This window comes from Acidimicrobiia bacterium, assembly GCA_012959995.1.
Classification (GTDB): domain Bacteria; phylum Actinomycetota; class Acidimicrobiia; order Acidimicrobiales; family MedAcidi-G1; genus MedAcidi-G2B.
The window spans coordinates 1-17,319 of record DUCC01000032.1 but is presented as its reverse complement, the minus strand read 5'-3'; the positions used below and the strand labels follow the sequence as shown (position 1 = coordinate 17,319).

Annotated in this window: 12 protein-coding genes; 7 read left to right on the top strand and 5 right to left on the bottom strand. The window is 56.4% G+C overall.

From position 1 onward, the window contains the following. Genes trkA through EYQ49_08585 form a run of 3 tightly spaced genes read left to right on the top strand, consistent with a single transcriptional unit; the run spans nucleotide 1 to nucleotide 4,468 of the window. A complete protein-coding gene (gene trkA, locus EYQ49_08595) occupies nucleotides 1–1,392 on the top strand; it encodes a Trk system potassium transporter TrkA (GenBank protein ID HIG25932.1) in 1,392 nt (463 codons plus the stop codon). Next, nucleotides 1,389–2,927 (top strand): TrkH family potassium uptake protein, encoded by a 1,539-nt coding sequence (locus EYQ49_08590; protein HIG25931.1) that lies wholly within the window; start codon nucleotides 1,389–1,391, stop codon nucleotides 2,925–2,927. The genes trkA and EYQ49_08590 overlap by 4 nt, the downstream gene beginning before the upstream one ends. Continuing rightward, nucleotides 2,924–4,468, top strand: a complete 1,545-nt coding sequence (locus EYQ49_08585; protein HIG25930.1) for a TrkH family potassium uptake protein — start codon at nucleotides 2,924–2,926, stop codon at nucleotides 4,466–4,468. The genes EYQ49_08590 and EYQ49_08585 overlap by 4 nt, the downstream gene beginning before the upstream one ends. 10 nt (nucleotides 4,469–4,478) lie before the next feature. On the opposite strand, the gene EYQ49_08580 is transcribed toward EYQ49_08585, so the two are convergent. Continuing rightward, the gene (locus EYQ49_08580; GenBank protein ID HIG25929.1) at nucleotides 4,479–5,726 is read right to left on the bottom strand and encodes a M18 family aminopeptidase; all 1,248 of its coding nucleotides are present in this window, start codon (nucleotides 5,724–5,726) and stop codon (nucleotides 4,479–4,481) included. 227 nt (nucleotides 5,727–5,953) lie between these two features. Here EYQ49_08580 and gltB point away from each other — a divergent pair, with 227 nt between their 5' ends. Both gltB and EYQ49_08570 read left to right on the top strand, forming a co-directional pair. Next, entirely contained in the window at nucleotides 5,954–10,585 is a 4,632-nt protein-coding gene (gene gltB / locus EYQ49_08575) for a glutamate synthase large subunit (protein HIG25928.1), read from the top strand. Between the two features lie 8 nt (nucleotides 10,586–10,593). Then, nucleotides 10,594–12,054 carry a glutamate synthase subunit beta gene (locus tag EYQ49_08570; GenBank protein HIG25927.1) on the top strand — a complete coding sequence of 487 codons (1,461 nt, stop codon included), beginning with the start codon at nucleotides 10,594–10,596 and terminating at the stop codon, nucleotides 12,052–12,054. Between the two features lie 94 nt (nucleotides 12,055–12,148). Here the strand turns inward: EYQ49_08570 and EYQ49_08565 are convergent, their stop codons facing one another. After that, nucleotides 12,149–12,835: an alpha/beta fold hydrolase gene (locus EYQ49_08565; GenBank protein ID HIG25926.1), complete on the bottom strand. Its 687-nt coding sequence runs from the start codon at nucleotides 12,833–12,835 to the stop codon at nucleotides 12,149–12,151. Continuing rightward, complete coding sequence (locus EYQ49_08560) at nucleotides 12,835–14,088, bottom strand: MFS transporter (protein HIG25925.1); 1,254 nt, start codon at nucleotides 14,086–14,088, stop codon at nucleotides 12,835–12,837. Before EYQ49_08560 ends, EYQ49_08565 begins: the two co-directional genes overlap by 1 nt. A gap of 74 nt (nucleotides 14,089–14,162) precedes the next feature. On the opposite strand from EYQ49_08560, the gene EYQ49_08555 reads away from it, so the two are divergent. Continuing rightward, nucleotides 14,163–14,744 carry a 3'-5' exonuclease gene (locus EYQ49_08555; GenBank protein HIG25924.1) on the top strand — a complete coding sequence of 194 codons (582 nt, stop codon included), beginning with the start codon at nucleotides 14,163–14,165 and terminating at the stop codon, nucleotides 14,742–14,744. 30 nt (nucleotides 14,745–14,774) lie between these two features. Beyond that, a complete protein-coding gene (locus EYQ49_08550) occupies nucleotides 14,775–15,584 on the top strand; it encodes a murein L,D-transpeptidase (protein ID HIG25923.1) in 810 nt (269 codons plus the stop codon). Here EYQ49_08550 and EYQ49_08545 read toward each other — a convergent pair. Both EYQ49_08545 and EYQ49_08540 read right to left on the bottom strand, forming a co-directional pair. Continuing rightward, complete coding sequence (locus EYQ49_08545; protein HIG25922.1) at nucleotides 15,581–16,117, bottom strand: hypothetical protein; 537 nt, start codon at nucleotides 16,115–16,117, stop codon at nucleotides 15,581–15,583. The two genes, EYQ49_08550 and EYQ49_08545, sit on opposite strands and share 4 nt — an antisense overlap. After that, nucleotides 16,114–17,196, bottom strand: coding sequence for a hypothetical protein (locus EYQ49_08540; GenBank protein HIG25921.1), 1,083 nt, complete (start codon nucleotides 17,194–17,196; stop codon nucleotides 16,114–16,116). The genes EYQ49_08545 and EYQ49_08540 overlap by 4 nt, the downstream gene beginning before the upstream one ends. Between the last annotated feature and the right edge of the window lie 123 nt (nucleotides 17,197–17,319).

Here is a 17,319-nt window from a genome sequence, read left to right as displayed (position 1 = left end):
GTGAAAATAATTGTGGTAGGAGCAGGAGAGGTCGGCACGTATGTTGCCGAACGTCTCAACAAACAACACGACGTGGCTTTGGTTGAAAACAACCTGGAGCGGTTTCGAGAAATCGACACCGACAGCAGCCTCGATGTGCTGACGGTTTATGGCAGCGGCACTGACCCTGATGCTTTGAGTGCTGCGGGGCTTGCCGACACCGAACTTCTGGTGGCGGTTACCAAAAATGATGAAGCAAATATTGTGGCCGCTTTGCTGGCCCGTCAAGCGGGTGTTGAACGCACCGTGGTTCGCATTGAATCTCGACGGCTACGCAACAAAGAGGTGGGCAAACTTTTAGGCAGCCCCGGGTCGTTTCTTATGATCGACCCTGATCAAGAAATCGCTCACGACGTGCAGCGCCTTATGAAATACCCGGGGGCGCTTGACAAGATTGACATGGCCGGGGGAGAGGTCGTGGTAATCAGCGCTCGTTTGGAAGCCGACGCCCCTTTCGTTGGCGTCTCTCTTCATGACCTTGGTAAAGAACTCGAACCCGATTGGGATTTCATCGTGGGCACTATTACGCGTTGCCGTGACGATATCGAAACCACCATTATCCCTCGCCAAGATGAAACGCTGCAAGAAGGCGACCTGATTCGGGTGATTTGCAAAAACCGGGCCTTGGACGATGTCACCCATCGTTTGGGAATCGCCTTTGACTCGCCCGATCGCGCCTTGTTGCTCGGTGGGGGTCGTACCGCCTCTATGTTGGCGGAGTCGTTAGGCAAAGAAGGCATCAGCGTGGCCATTATTGAAAAAAACCTGCAACGAGCAACCGAGCTTAGTGAGTCGCTGCCTGGCACAACAATTTTTCATGGTGACATCACCGATGTAGATGTGCTCGAAGAAGCCGAGGTGGGGGAACAAGACGTAGTGGTTGCGCTCACCGGCGAAGACGATGCAAATGTTCTGGCCAGTTTGTATGCCCAAGATGTTGGCACCCGCTCAGCCTCAGGGGGCAAGGGTAAAAGCGGGCCCCAGACTATTGCCGTGGTGCACCGGCTCAAGCTTATGCCCTTGCTCGCTGCCCATGATGTGGGAGCCACCTTGAGCCCCCGTACTGCTACCGCAAACAGTGTGCTGCGTTTTGTTCGCGGTGACGTGGCCCAGGTGGCTACCTTTCTGCAAGGCGAAGCAGAAATCCTTGAGTTCGCCATTCACGATGACAGTCGCTGCGAAGGTAAAACTATTGCCGAAATTGGGGTGCCGGATAAGGCATTGGTAGCGGCCATTGTGCGTGATGGCAAACCACAGATTGCTCGCGGTCGAAGTGTTCTGCGAGACCGTGATCATGTGATTGTTATTGCCCTTCCCGAGTCGGCGGACCGGGTGAGCGAACTCTTCGGGTGAGTTCCCTCAAATTTGCCGAGGGGTTGGCTTCTGGCTTTTCTGGTCATGAAACTCGCCGTACGTGGTCGTCATGGCGTTCGGCCAGCGCTTTGGGGTTTGCTCTTGGGTTTTTGGCGGTAGGCGGCAACGCATTGTTGGCCGCCGCCACTAATCGTCTTGTTGCTGCTCCGCACGGAGGGACTTTTTTTCTGGCCGGGGTTTTTCTCTTGCTGTGCGGGTGGGTTTTATTGACTTTTGTCCAGCGACCAGAGCGGCATCGGGGCGCCGATATTTTGGGCGGGCTTACCGTCGCCATGGTGACAGTAATCTTTGCTGCTGGTTATCTCATGGTTCTCACAGAGGCTGTGCCTTCATTTTCTTTGGGCCTTTATGAGTCTGCCAATGCCATTACTACGACTGCGCTGAGCGGGGTAAACGTTGAGGCTCTGAGTGCAGGGTCGCAGATTTTTCGGGCCGGTCTGCAGTGGACGGGTGGGCTCGCTACTTTGCTTTTGGGGGTGGCAATTATTCCGACTTTGGGTGCGGGGCGTGACCTCGCTGACCGGGTTGGGCAGAGCGGGATGTTGCCGTTGGCCCCCAGCGGTGGGCAAGCGGCCAGAAATATTCTTTTTATCTATTTGCCTCTTTCTCTGGTCCTTTGGCTGGCTTTCGCGCTAACCGGCATGGGTGTTTTTGATGGGCTTTTGTTGGCTCTTTCGGTTGTTTCTACGGGCGGTTTAGCTGTTCCCGGGGACCCTTTTCGCAGCGGCGTGGTTCAGTGGATTGCCGTTGCCGGCATGTCGCTTAGTGGGGTCAGCCTGGTTGTTTTGTGGCGGCTTGCTCAACGCAAAACTCAGGGTCTTTGGCGCTCTATGGAACTTCGGTTTTATCTTCTGGGCACCCTCGGGCTTGCCTTGCTTTTGATTTATTCCGCAGGGGATTTTGGCCTAGACAGTGTTCGCCATGCCGCTTTTATTGCTTCCTCTGCTATTTCTACCACTGGTTTTGCGGCCCAACCTTTTGGCCCTTGGGTGCCGTTGGTGCCGGTAGCTATTTTGTGTGCCACGGCCATTGGCGGTATGTCTGGGTCAATCTCTGGGGGCTTTCATCTGCAGCCTTTGGTGGCTTTGGTTCGGCTTTCTCGTCGTGAATTGCTTCGACAACTTCACCCTCGCATGGTGTTACCGCTTCGGTTGGGGGGCGTGCCGGTGGACGAACGCACTATTGAACGAATGGTGGTTTTGCAGTTTTTGTTTATTGCCACGGTGATCGCTACGTCTTTGGCGGTCGCCCTTACTGGTTTCAGCGTTGTTGATGCTCTTGGGATGGCGGTGCATGCCACGGCTACCGGTGGCCCGGTGCGCAGCATTGACGGCATTCCTCAAGATCCGGCGAACTGGGGCGTGCTTTCCCGATTGGTTTTGATACCAGCCATGGTGGCGGGTCGTATGGCTATTTTCCCTGTCTTGGTGACTGCTACCTCGGTGGTGGCCGTTACCCAGCAGAAACTGCATTTTGCGGGCCGTCGAGTGCGTAAGAATTTAAGACGCTCATGACCGCTTATCGTCTTGCCTCTTCGCCGCGCTGGTCGTCGACTACTTGGCATATCACGGGGATTGCCTTGCAGTTTGTGGCTTTGGGCATGGTGTTTTGTTCGTTTTTAGAGCTAAATGACGGTGGGTCGATTGTTCCTTTGTTGGCTGCTGGTTTGTTTACTTTGGCGGTGGGCACGGTGGCTCGTTTGTCTACAGAAACGGGAAAGACGGGGCAGGCGGAGATTTTTGCGGCGGTGGGCGGCACGTGGTTGATTGTTTCGGTTTTCGGGGCTTTGCCTTACTTGTTGGCTGCTACTTTTGCTCGGCCGGGTATTGGTTTTCCGGTGGAGGTAGCCGATGCTCTTTTTGAGTCGATTTCGGGGTTTTCTTGTACGGGTTCGACCGTTTTTGGGGCACATAATCCTATTGAGTCTCAAGGGGCGGGCATACTTTTTTATCGACAGTTGACGCAGTGGATGGGCGGGATGGGCATTGTCGTGTTGGTTGTTTCGATTTTGCCGTCGTTGCGGGCTTCTGGCCTGGGGCTTATGAGTGCTGAAGCGCCGGGCACTGGTTCTGCTGATCGTTTGGCACCTCGGGTTACTGATACTGCCCAGCGGTTCTGGAAGTTGTATTTTGTGTTTACGGCGGCGGTGGCTGGTGCTCTTTTGTTTGCTGGCATGAGTATTTTTGATGCGGTGGCTCATGCTTTGACCACTGCTTCCACGGGAGGGTTTTCGACTCGGGATACTTCGATCGGTTATTGGGATAGCGCCACGATTGAGGCGGTGTTGATTGCGGGCATGATTTTTGGTGGGGCGAACTTCACCCTCCATTGGCGGTCTTTTAACAAAAAGAGGCTTGTTCATTTTTCCGACCCGGAGTTTCGGGGTTACCTTTTTATGTTGACCGCTGCTTCGGCCGCCGTTATTTGGATACTTTTTGCGAACGGCTTGACTTTTGGCCGTTCGGTCCGGGCCGCTGTTTTCAATGTGGTTACTTTGGGCACCAGCACCGGGTTCGGTAACGCCACCAGCACCATGAGCGATGGGAACTTTGTTTTGTGGGCCGGGGGAGCGCAGGTTATTTTGCTGATCCTGCTGGTCTTTGGCGGCTGTACGGGATCTACTTCGGGCGGGGTGAAGGTGTTGCGCCTTCAGGTGGGGTTAGCGCATGCTCGGCGCTCGTTGCGGAGTTTCCGTCATCCCCGGGCTGTCTTTCCGGTGTTTCTTGGGCGTCGCCCCATCCCGGATTCCTTGGTGGAGCGCATTGCCGGTTTTATGGTGATTTACGCCATGCTGGTGGTGGGCGGTACTTTTGTTTTGGCGGCTTTAGGTACCGATTTGTTGACGGCGGCCAGCGGGGTGATTAGTTCGTTGGGCAATATGGGGCCGGCGTTACAAAATGCGGGGCCGACTGCTTCGTTTGTGGATGGCTATTCGGCGCCGGCTCGTCTGGTTTTGGCGTTCATGATGCTGGTGGGGCGTTTAGAGATTTTCCCTATGGTTTTGATGCTGGTGGCGCCGTATCGCACGCTCCGTCACCGGTTGCCTCGCCTCTAGATACCGTCCGCTAGTTGCAAAGCAAAGCAACCAGGAGTTGCTTCAGCATTTCTGGGTCTTGGCTACCGCAGAGTTCTCGGGCGCTGTGCATGGCGAGTTGGGCGGCGCCGAGGTCTACGGTACGTAGGCCGGTGGCGGCGGCGGTTAGTGGCCCGATGGTCGACCCACAGGCCAGGTTGCTGCGGCTCACGAAGGTTTGTAGAGGTACACCGGCTTTTTCTGCTGCTTGGTGTATTTGGGCAGCGCCGGGGGCGTCGGTGGCGTAGCGCTGATTGGCGTTGTGTTTGAGTACGGGCCCTTGGTTTAAAAATATTTGGTGGTCGGGGTCGTGGCGGTCGGGGTAGTTGGGGTGGGTGGCGTGGGCGCCGTCGGCGGAGATAACTAATGTTTCTGGAGCGGCCAGTGTTTCTGTAGAGCATCGGGCGGCGAGGAAGGCGTTTAGTAGGGGTCCGCTGGCTCCGGTGGCGGTGGTGCTTCCTACTTCTTCGTGGTCGTAGAGGGCCAGGACCATGGCGTTGGGTCCGGGGTTTTGGTGGGCGGTCAACAAGGCGTTTAGCCCGGCGTGGCAGGAGAGTTGGTTGTCGAGTCGGGGTGCGCTGATGAATTCTTGGTCGAGTCCGGCCAGGGTGGCTGGGGTGAGGTCGTGAAGCATCAGATCAAAAGAAACGATGTGCTCGGGGTTTACGTCGGCTTGTTGGGCTAGTGCATCCAGCAGGCCAGGCCCATCGCCTAAGCCCAGCAACGGTCGGAGGTGTTGTTGGCGGTTGAGGATTAAACCTTTTTCGTTGACCCCTTGGTCAAGGTGGATAGCCAACTGGGGTATTCGCGCTACGGGGCGGTCCAACAAGACCAAAACTTCGCGTAGGGCGTCTGGGTCTTGAACAATTAGTCGGCCCGAACAGCCCAGGTCGCGGTCTAACCAGGTGTTGTTGAGGGTTCCGCCGTAGACCTCTATGCCGAGGGAGCGCCAGCCGGATGCGGTTTGGTCGGGGTTTGGCTTTAAACGGAGGTTGGGGCTGTCGGTGTGGGCGCCAATGATTTTGGCGGCTTGGGTTCCGGTGCCGGCGGCCGCCAGGAGGGCGCCGTCACGACGGAGGTACACGGGGTGGCCACCGGCGGCTTCGGAAGTTGTGAAGATTTCGGTAAAACCGGCGGTAGCGAGTTGATTGGCGGCGGTTTGCACCACGTGAAAAGGGCTCGGTGAAGCGTCAATGAAAGCGCACAGGTTTTGGACGGTTTTTTGTTCGGCGGTAGTCATGTGCTCTATGTTGGCAAGAATTTACCGCAATGTGGTGTTTGGGTGTCGGAATTTTTATGTTTAGTTTGCCCATCAGCGCCATAAGCGTTCCCCAAACTCATACCAGAAGTTAATGCCTGCCGCCCGGGTAGGCGAATGAGTGAAAACCATCTATTATTAGTCTCTGCTCCGGATCAACGATGCTCCACAGGTAGCGAACCTTTTAGTATCCACCCAGGAGACCGGTTATTTTTCAGCACGGCCAACAAAACCTTGACCTCCCCTCCGCCCAGGGGCTCTATAACCCTGCTTTCGAACACGATGCTTGTGGGGTCAACTTTGTCTGCCATCTGCGCGGCCAGGCCAGCCATGAGATCGTGCAATTGGGCATCGGCGCACTTTGTAAAATGCAGCACCGGGGAGCATTAGGGGCAGAAACCAATACCGGCGACGGAGCCGGGCTTCTGTTGCAAGTACCGGATGGGCTTTACCGAGCAGACGTTGACTTTGCTTTGCCGACCGCCGGCCAATACGCCACGGGGATTGCTTTTCTCCCACAAAGCCTCGAGTTGGCCGATGCGGCAGTGGCCCAGTTTGAATCGTTGGTACAAGCGGAAGGTCTAACCATTTTGGGCTGGCGCGAGGTACCCATCGCTGACCACATGATCGGCCCGGCGGCCAAAGCAGCTCAGCCCATGTTTCGACAGGTATTTCTGACTGCTCCAGCCGGACCCGACGGAGAACTTTTGGCGGGGTTGGAGCTTGACCGGCGCACTTACTTATTACGCAAACGGTCGGAACACGAAATAAAGATCAGCACGGCCGGCCAACCAGCCGCCGGCATGGCCGGGGCATCAGCGGCCTACACCGGCATTTACTTCCCGTCGCTAAGCGCCCGCACCATGATTTACAAAGGCATGTTAACCACCCCTCAACTAGCGGAGTTCTTCCTTGACTTAGCCGACCCACGCACCGAGAGTGCCTTAGCACTAGTGCACTCACGTTTTTCTACTAATACCTTCCCCTCATGGCCACTAGCCCACCCCTACCGACTGGTGGCCCACAACGGCGAAATCAACACCGTACAAGGCAACCGCAACTGGATGCGAGCCCGCCAAGCCGTACTGGCCACCGACCTGCTGCCCGGCGACCTGGAGCGCATCTTCCCCATCTGTACCCCAGGGGCCAGCGACACCGCCGGTTTTGACGAAGCCCTAGAACTCTTAACCATGGGCGGGTATTCGCTGCCTGAAGCCATGATGATCATGATCCCCGAACCGTGGGAACGTCATGCCACCATGGATGACCACCAAAAATCTTTCTACGAGTTTCACGCCACCTTGATGGAACCCTGGGACGGCCCAGCCTCTATTGCCTTCACCGATGGCGCCGTCATGGGTGCAGTATTGGACCGCAATGGTTTACGCCCCAGTCGCTACTGGGTTACCGAAGACGACTTGGTCATCATGGCCAGCGAAGTTGGGGTAGTAGACGTACCCAGCAACCAAATCGTCGAAAAAGGCCGCCTTGAGCCCGGAAAAATGTTTCTCATTGACATGGAACAAGGAAGAATAATCCGTGACGAAGAAATCAAAAATGGGATCGTCAAAACGCACCCCTACCGCCAATGGCTAGACGAAAACTTGATTCGCCTCAACGATCTGCCCGAGGCCACGCGTGAAATAATCGACCCAGCCTCTTTAGAGCAGCGCCAACTAACGTTCGGCTACACCCACGAACAACTCAAGATGTTGGTGGCCCCCATGGCCCGAGACAGCAAAGAAGCCATCGGCTCCATGGGCACCGACACACCGATGGCCGTACTCTCCGGCCGGTCGCGACTGCTCTACGATTACTTTCAACAACTTTTTGCTCAAGTCACGAACCCGCCGCTTGACGCCATGCGCGAAGAACTGGTAACCGCCGTTTGCGCCACCTTGGGGCCACGCGGCAACCTCCTTGAACCCTCAGCGGAGAGTTGCCGACAGATACAACTCAACCGGCCGATTATTACCGAAGCGCAATTAGCCAAAATCCTCCGCAACGAAGAACGCCCGGCAGCCTTAAAAACCATCCAAATAAGCACGCTGTATACGGTAAGCGAAGGCACCCAGGGGCTCGAAGTAGGGCTCCAAGCGCTACGACAAGCCGCCGAAAAAGCAGTAGACGACGGGGCAGGCATCCTCGTGATTAGCGACCGAGGAGCAACACCAACCACCGCACCGATTCCCTCCTTGCTAGCCGTAGGAGCGGTACACCACCATTTGATCGCCACCCACCGCCGCAGCCAGGTCGGCCTGGTAGTAGAAAGCGGCGACGCCCGGGAAACCCACCATATGGCCCTCCTCTTGGGGTACGGCGCTACCGCCGTTTGCCCCTACATGGCCTTTGAAAGCATCGACCAAATGATCGAAGGTGGCTACCACGGTCTTTCTCCCAAAATGAGCAAAGAACAAGCACGAAAAAACTATCTCTCGGCCTGCGACAAAGGCCTCTTGAAAATAATGTCCAAAATGGGCATCGCTACCGTGGCCTCCTACACCGGGGCACAAATTTTTGAAAGCATCGGCTTGAACCAAGAAGTCATCGACGACTGCTTCACCGGAACCACCAGTCGCCTCGGCGGAATCGGTTTTGATGTACTGGCCAAAGAAATCTCGCTCCGCCATGACCTGGCTTTCCCCAGTAACCCACACCAACGCGCTCACCGCAGCCTCGAAGTTGGGGGCGAATACCAGTGGCGCCAAGAAGGCGAACACCACCTCTTTAACCCAGAAACAGTGTTCCGCCTCCAACACGCCACCCGAAAAGGCCGCTACGACCTGTTCAAAGAATACACCGCACTAGTCAACGACCAATCAACTGAACTAGCCACCTTACGCGGACTGTTTACCTTCCACAGCGACCAACGACCCGCCGTACCGCTAAGCGAAGTAGAGCCAGTCAGCGAAATCGTAAAACGCTTCTCTACCGGTGCGATGTCTTACGGGTCGATCTCTTCAGAAGCCCACGAAACTTTGGCCGTAGCCATGAACCGCTTGGGGGCTAAATCAAACACCGGCGAAGGCGGCGAAGACCCCGAACGCTTCACCCCTGACGCCAACGGAGACTCGCGACGGTCAGCCATTAAACAAGTGGCCTCTGGGCGTTTCGGGGTCACCTCGGAGTACCTCGTTAACAGCGACGACATCCAAATAAAAATGGCCCAAGGGGCGAAACCAGGAGAGGGCGGGCAACTTCCCGGCCACAAGGTGTACCCGTGGATAGCCAAAACCCGGCACTCCACCCCCGGAGTGGCGCTCATTTCTCCACCTCCTCACCACGACATCTACTCCATCGAGGACTTAGCTCAACTTATTTACGATCTCAAAAACGCCAACCCGCAAAGCCGGGTGCACGTCAAGTTGGTCGCCGAACAAGGGGTCGGCACGGTAGCCACCGGGGTCGCCAAAGCCCACGCCGACGTAGTGTTAGTCTCTGGCCACGACGGGGGCACCGGGGCCTCACCGTTGACCTCTGTTAAACACGCCGGCGGGCCCTGGGAACTCGGCCTCGCCGAAACCCAGCAAACCTTGCTTCTGAACCGCATGCGGGAACGAGTAGTAGTTCAAACCGACGGCCAGTTAAAAACCGGACGAGACGTCATGGTGGCCGCCCTGCTGGGCGCCGACGAGTACGGGTTCGCCACCGCACCTTTGGTGGTTTCTGGGTGCGTCATGATGCGGGTCTGCCACCTCGACACCTGCCCCGTAGGCGTAGCCACCCAAAACCCCGAACTCCGCAAACGCTTCACCGGCCGCCCCGAATTCGTGGTCAACTTTTTCGAATACATCGCCGAAGAGGTACGTGAACTGCTCGCCGAATTGGGTTTCCGCACCCTTGATGAAGCCATCGGGCAAGTGGAATCGCTAGATGTTCGAAGCGCCGTAGACCATTGGAAAGCCTCCGGGCTGGACCTCTCACCGATACTTCATGTACCGGTCTTGGAACCCGGAGCGGCCCGCCGTCAAACCACCGGCCAAGACCACGGATTAGAAAACGTATTGGACCAAACGTTAATAAAAGAAGCTCAGCCCGCCCTTGAATCTGGGCAAAGCGTGCACCTCCGCCACCCGATCTCTAACGTGGACCGCTCCACCGGCACCATGCTGGGCTCTGCGCTCACCCGCCTCCACGGCGGCACCGGGCTGGAAGACAACACCATCACCATAGATTTTGCGGGGTCGGCCGGCAACAGTTTTGGCGCTTTCGTGCCCCGAGGCATTACCTTGCGCCTCACCGGTGACGCCAACGATTACGTCGGCAAAGGGCTCTCCGGTGGGCGACTCGTCGTACAACCACCCAGCGACGCCTCTTTTGTGGCCGAAGAGCAAATCATCGCCGGCAACGTTCTTCTTTACGGAGCCACCAGCGGCGAAGCTTTCATCCGCGGCAAAGTAGGGGAACGGTTCTGTGTACGCAACTCCGGTGCCTTAGCGGTTGTTGAAGGTATCGGCGATCACGGGTGCGAGTATATGACCGGCGGCCGAGCAGTCATATTGGGGCCCACCGGACGCAACTTCGCTGCCGGCATGTCTGGCGGCATCGCTTACGTAGCTGACCCTCTGGGCGAATTCACTCACTCCGTGAACTTAGAAATGGTTCTCTTAGAGAGCCCCTCTGACGAAGACTTGGCGTGGCTACAGCAAGTGATTGCCCGCCACGGAGAAGAAACCGGGTCAAGCGTGGCCGAACGACTCTTAAGCCGCTGGGGAACCCCCGCAGCCCGCTTTGTCAAGGTCATGCCTACCGATTACAAACGCGTGTTAGAGGCTGCCGCAGCAGCACGAAACGCCGGACAAGACGAGGTAGCCGCCATCATGGCTTCCTCTCGGGTATAGGAGACGCTATGGGCGACCCACGAGGGTTTCTAAACCACGATCGACAGCTTCCGGAACGCCGTTCGGTGCCGGTGCGGTTAGGCGACTGGCGAGAAGTAAACGCACCGTTCCCCGCCGAAGACCTGCAAAAACAAGCCAGCCGGTGCATGGACTGCGGGATTCCCTTTTGTAACAACGGGTGCCCTTTAGGGAACTTGATACCTGACTGGAATGATTTGGTCTATAGAGAGCAATGGAAAGCGGCCTTTGACCGATTGCACGCCACCAACAACTTTCCCGAATTCACCGGACGGCTTTGCCCTGCACCTTGCGAATCTGCTTGTGTCCTTGGTATTAACGAACCACCGGTCACTATTAAACAAGTAGAGGTCAGCATTGTTGATCGGGCTTGGGCCGAGGGCTGGATCATCCCAGCGATTGCCGACCAGTTCACCGGAAAACGTATCGCCATTGTGGGCTCCGGGCCTGCTGGTTTAGCGGCCGCTCAGCAACTCACTCGTTCCGGACACGAAGTAAGCGTGTTCGAAAAAGCTGACCGCATCGGCGGTTTACTGCGTTACGGCATTCCTTCGTTCAAAATGGAAAAACATCATCTGGATCGCCGCTTGGCCCAGATGGAAACCGAAGGCACCGAGTTCCGCACCAATACCGAGGTGGGCGTCGATTTCTCGGTGGAGGATTTGCGTGCCGACTACGACGCCGTCGTGTTAGCAGGGGGTGCGGGCCAGTGGCGTGACCTGCCTATTCCCGGGCGAGAGAACACCGGTATTATGCAGGCCATGGAGTTTCTTCCCGGCGCAAACAAAGTTGTTGAAGGCGACATTGATGCCCCGCCGGTAAGTGCGGCCGGAAAACACGTTGTGGTTATTGGCGGGGGAGACACTGGAGCCGACTGTTTAGGTACTTCATTGCGCCAGGGGGCCGCTTCGGTCCAGCAGTTCGAGATCATGCCGCGGCCATCTGATGACCGCCCCGAAGCCAACCCGTGGCCTACCTGGCCCATGATTTATCGGGTTTCTTCGGCCCACGAAGAAGGCGGCGAGCGCCAGTTTGCTATCAATACCGAACAGTTTTTGAGCGAAAACGGCCAGGTAACTGGGTTACGTACCCACCAAGTTGAACAAGTATTCGTTGAGGGCCGCATGAGTTTTGAGCCGGTACCCGGCACGGAAAAAGACTTTCCTGCCGATTTGGTTTTGCTCGCCATGGGCTTTACCGGGCCCGAGCAGAGTCCGCTTTTGGCTGAACTAGGCGTAGCCCTTGACACCCGAGGCAACGTGGCTCGCGACGAAAATTTTGCCACCAACGTAGACGGCGTGTTCGTGTGCGGTGACATGGGGCGTGGCCAGTCGCTCATCGTCTGGGCCATCGCCGAAGGCCGCTCGACCGCCCATGCGGTAGATGTCTTCCTCACGGGCAGCAGCCAACTTCCGGCACCCATTCAGCCCACCACTGCCCCCCTTCGCTAATCCACGGCGCCATTGCCGGTTTCTGCTCATCTCTCCAAAAGGAAAGTTCGTGCCACGGGGACTGTCCCCACAGCACGAACTTTTAGCGGAAGGCCTAAAAGGGGTGGGCGTCTAAAAAAGTCAAAGCGGCGTCAAGGAAACCAAAATCTTTCGGTGTGGCAAAATGATCCAGGCCACGCAAGGTCGTTAACTCACCCTGCGGCAAGGCATCCACCAACGGTTGGCCGGGGCCGGCAAAATCTCGGTCACCCAAAGCCACCAAAACAGGGGCCGTAACTTTGCTCAAAAGTTCTTCGTTCATTTCTTGGTCAACCGGCCGCTCTAAAAAAGCCACCAAAGCTAAGCGTTCCGCCCCGGGAGCTTCAGGCAGGTTGGCAAAATACCGTAGTTCAGGATCTGGGGCCTGACCGGTGCGCACTGCTTCGATCAGGGCCGCTCGCCGTTCTGGCTCGTGGCGAAAAAGATTCTGGCCTACCCCGCCCACCACCAAGCGGTGAAAGCGCTCCGGGTAAAGCGCCGCTAACTCCAACGCAATACGAGCCCCATAAGAAAAAGCCACCACATCAACCGGTTCGTTCGGCAACTCTTTGAGAACCTCATCAGCCACCGCTCGATAAGCCTCCGGGTCGGTCGGCTTGGCAGCCTGGCCATGGCCGAGTAAATCAACGCCAATTATTTGCCGGCCTGCTTCCGCCAAAATCTCTGTCCAACCGTTGCCTTCCCATGTAGCAGAAAACGACGTACCGAATCCATGGAGCAGAAGTACCGGGGGAGCAGACATCAGGCAGCGCTGGCGGCTTTGCGCTGCGAGATCATCAAAGCAACAAAACCTAGGATGGGCAACAACCCGACTATTGAGGCAATGTCACCGAGTGTCTGATAACTGGTAGCGGCCACCACCAGCCCTGCGCTCACTCCCGCCAAGGCTCCAGCCGTGGTCATAGAGAGGTCGGCCAAGCCCTGCACCCGCACTCGATCGGGTCCGTCAAAGGTCACCGCCAACAAGGCGGAGGAGGCCACCAGGCCACAGCTCCAACCCAAGCCGATAAAGAACAATCCGAAAAAGATCCCGTCGCTTTCTTGGGCCGGAGTATTGGCCGCCATTTGCGCACCCAGAAAAAGCAGCGCCCCACCCATAGCCATCACCGGGGGAGCGGTAATGCGGTCGGTGAGCCACCCCACCACCGGAGAAGCGGCGTACATGCCAATAATGTGCAACGAGATAACAAAACCGATTACTTCCAAATTATGATCGCCCGCTTTGAGATGCAACGGGGTCATGGTCATAACCCCCACCATCACCCAGTGGCCAGCCACCATGGACCCAACCGAGAGACGCCCTACCGGAGAAGCAAAAAGTGACTTAGCCGCTTCCTTCAATCCCCGGTCAGCAGCGTCTTTTCCCAAACCACCAGCCACCACAAGAGGGTCAGGCTTGAGTCGAAAGAAAACAACCAGTGCCGAAACAGTAAAGAGCACAGCAGCAAAGAGGTGCGGCCCGGCCAGCTCGTGGATTCCTATAAAGTTCGCAAAATCTTTTGCCGGACCAAAGCCAATAGTCGGCCCCAAAACCGATCCAAAAGTAGAGGCCCAGACCAAGGTGCCGATCGCTCGCGCCCGGTGGTCGGGGGTGGCGAGATCCGCCGCAGCATAACGAGAGGCCAGGTTGGCGGCGTTTCCGATGCCTACCCCCAACATCCCGAGGAGCAACAAAACGTACACACCGCTTACCGCGGCCCCCACCGACAGCAAGGCGCCCACCGCAGCCAAGCCATAGCCCAACATCAACCCAGGGCGTCGGCCCCGAGCGGCCATCACCTTGGCCAGAGGCAGCGTAGCCAAAGCGGCACCGGTGGTCATGCCGGCAGCCGCTAATCCGCCCAGGGTTTCTGATCCAGTGAGTTCTTCACCCAATACCGCTGCTGTGGAGTACGCAGCGCTTAACGCCGCCCCTCCGGGCACCAAACCCATCATCAGTGTGCGGATGGTCCGACGTTGTAAAACGGAATGATTGGGAGCAGTAAGTTCGGTCACCGGCAGAACCTAGCGGGTAGGTGCATGAAAACTAGTAACCGGGACTATCACACCGGGCGGCTACGGTTTAGGACGTGACCCCTCCCTTTGCGTGTTTTGATGTTGAGACCACCAGTTTGGATGCCTCAGCGGGCCACATTATTGAAATCGCCGTGGTTCAAATAACCGCCCAAGGCAAGGTGCTCACCGAATGGTGTTCATTAGTGGATGCCGGCACCAGTGTTATGGGGCGCCCCGACATTCATGGTATTTCTGCTTCCATGCTGGCTGGAGCACCCACTTTTGTAGAAATCGCCGGCGACCTCGCTGAACTCTTCAACGGTTGCATTCCGGTGGCTCACAATGCCAGTTTTGATGTCAAGTTTGTTTCTACCGAGTGGGAACGAGCCAACCTGGGTCCGCTGCCTCTTGCCGCCTTAGATACTTTGGCCATGGCCCGCGAGCAAGGCCGTCCCGGCCGGTTAGGGGCTCTAGCCGAGTCGCTGGGGGTTCCCTTGGTCGATGCCCACCAGGCACTTGATGACACTCGAGCACTTGCTGGAGTGCTGGTGGAGTTGCTTAAAGACCACGATATGTCCAAGCCTTTCCCCGTTTTTAGCCCGCCGTTATTTACCCCTGCAGCCACTGGCAAGGTGTGGCTGAGGCCTTCGCCGTGAAACCTGCGCTTATTTCGGCTAGAAAATAGTATGCGACGATGGATGGCCGTCGGCCTGCTCACTGCTTTGATAGTGAGTTGTAGCGCTTCTGGAGATCCTGAGCCTTCTGCATGGGCCACCATGGCCAACCGAGGCCCGGTACCCGCCCAAGCCCCTTCAACCACCACCCCGGCGGGTAACACGAGCACCAGCACAACATCCACCAGTTCATCAACCACCACACTGGTGGAAATCCCCGCCAATCACTGGGTGCAGGTAGCTACCGCGCTGGGGGACTCTTTGGTCACCTACCGAGAACCCGGGGGCGACCCTTGGTGGGAGTTTTTGTCGCCCGGGCCCGGCGATGGCCCACGGGTAGTTCGGGTGCTTGACGATTCAGACCCCGACTGGCTCCAAGTAGCTTTGCCGGTAAAACCCAACGGCACCACCGGTTGGGTGCTCCGGTCTAGTGTCGAACTCTCAACACACGCCGCCCGGGTAGAAATTGATTTAGGTGAACACACCTTGCAGGCTTGGTTAGACGGGGAGTTGATTGCCGATGCCGTAGTAGCCATTGGCGCTGTAGACAGCCCGACCCCGGTCGGTACTTTTTTCTTGATCCATAAAGAAACGCTGACCGCCCAAGACCCGGTGTTCGGGCACCGGATTCTCGGGACCTCAGGGTTTTCAGAAGTGCTGCCCATTGTCGATGGGGGAGTGCCTGCGGTGGCCATCCACGAGGCTGTCGATCTGTCGCTCCTAGGCCAAGCCGTTTCGTTGGGTTGCCTGCGGGTAGCCCCGGAGGTTGCCGAAGCACTCTTTGCTTTGCCGTTGGGGGCTTTAGTGGTGGTAAGCGATTAGTTCTGCGAGAGGTCGTCGGGTGCTTGCGCCATGCGACCCACTAGGCCACCCTGCCGGGTGAGCACTTTGGTCCACAGCGTGTCGGCCTCGGGGTGAAAAATATCGTCTTCTTGGGCTTCGAGAACCAACCAGGAGCCTTCTTCGATTTCGGCCTCAAGTTGACCGGCCGACCAACCTCCGTAACCGGCAAAAACCCGTATCTGTTTAACGTCGGAACGTTCGGCGGGCGAGAGGTGCAGGTCAATAATCTCCACCCGGCCCACCAAAGACTTTTCGCTGCTTGCCTGAGTACGGGCAATACCGATTACGGCGTCGGTGGCTACCGGGCCGCCCCGATAGATAACCGCTTGGTCTTCGAACTGGTCGGCCCAGTCTTTAATGATTTCCTCGGGATGCACCAACATGGGGTCGTTCAGCACCACACCTAAAGCACCTTGATGGTCGTGTTCAAGCATAAAAACGACCGTCCGGTTGAAGTGACGATCCTCTAAAGCCGCCCCCGCCACCAGAAGTTTCCCCTTGGTATAAGTCATTGTTTCTCTTCACTCATAGGTGCATTTTTCATTACTTTATTCATTCCCGACTTTTTTGCTGCTTTGGCCAACTCAACGGCTACTACCTTGGTGTATCGACCGGTAGTTTCGAGGGAACTGTGGCCGAGCCAGTTTTGTACTTCATTAGCGGAAACTCCTTCGCCGATCAACTGGATCGCTGCGGTATGTCGTAGACCATGTACCAAAGCGCCTTCTGGGGCGGACACTTTGGCATCTTTATACAACAATTGCATGAGATAGGTCACTTTGTTTGCGGTTAAACCTTTACCATTAATGTCGACCAAAAGCGGGTCCTTTTTGAGGTCAACTTCCGGGATGTCTTCACGTTTCTCTAAATACCGGTCAAGAAAATCTTCTGCTGTGGGGGAGAGGGGGAGTAGGCGCATCTTCTTCCCCTTGCCAATTATTCGCAGCATCCGCTGTCCGTTCTCATCTTTTCTCAAAACTGAACTCACTTTGAGACTACAGACTTCAGCCACTCGGAGCCCGCCCCACATAAGAAGCATGATTAATGCTTGATCGCGAACCGGCCACCGTACTCGCTCCCCCTTGTCTCCTTTTTGTGGGTAACGTCCAGCTGCTGCAAAGAGATCAATAACCTCAGTATCGCGCAAATGCGAGGGCGCCCGCTCCGGCGCAGAGAGGGCTTTTTTGTAGGTCTTTCGCACTTGTTCCCACTTAATAGGCCATTCAAACATTTTTCCTTCGTAGATGCGCTGTGGGTCCTCTCTACGGAGCGTTTCTTCTACCTCGGCAGCAGTCCAGTCCAGAAAATGTTTAAGGGCGGTTAACGTCGTACTCATAGTTTGTGGTTTCAACTTATTGGCCGTCATCCACGACATGAGACTGTCAATCGATTTCTCAGTTAGGACCGCCTTGTCGTCGCCAACCTCCCATGGGTTGAAACCACCATTTGGTGACAAGAGTTTGGCCGTTCGCCTCAAGCCTTGTATGTATGCGCGTTTCGTTGCTTCTGACTTACCTTCGCCACTTAGTCGCTCTACCCAACGCTCGAAGTCCGGCCCAAGATCAATTTTTTGAAAATTTGTTTCATTCATTGTAATACAGCACCTTATATTCTGGATAAGAAGGATTATCCTGAATATAACATCCGTTATCTACAAAAGCAAGCCATTAACGCTGTGGTTTCTTTTGCCACTTCTGGCGGTTCGTGGTCGCTT

Excerpts from the sequence above, each read along its gene's own strand:
- EYQ49_08540 (HIG25921.1), bottom strand. The coding sequence starts at position 17,196 with ATGAATGAAACAAATTTTCAAAAAATTGATCTTGGGCCGGACTTCGAG.
- EYQ49_08545 (HIG25922.1), bottom strand. The coding sequence starts at position 16,117 with ATGACTTATACCAAGGGGAAACTTCTGGTGGCGGGGGCGGCTTTAGAG.
- EYQ49_08580 (HIG25929.1), bottom strand. The coding sequence starts at position 5,726 with ATGACTACCGCCGAACAAAAAACCGTCCAAAACCTGTGCGCTTTCATT.
- EYQ49_08570 (HIG25927.1), top strand. The coding sequence starts at position 10,594 with ATGGGCGACCCACGAGGGTTTCTAAACCACGATCGACAGCTTCCGGAA.
- EYQ49_08565 (HIG25926.1), bottom strand. The coding sequence starts at position 12,835 with ATGTCTGCTCCCCCGGTACTTCTGCTCCATGGATTCGGTACGTCGTTT.
- EYQ49_08585 (HIG25930.1), top strand. The coding sequence starts at position 2,924 with ATGACCGCTTATCGTCTTGCCTCTTCGCCGCGCTGGTCGTCGACTACT.
- EYQ49_08550 (HIG25923.1), top strand. The coding sequence starts at position 14,775 with ATGCGACGATGGATGGCCGTCGGCCTGCTCACTGCTTTGATAGTGAGT.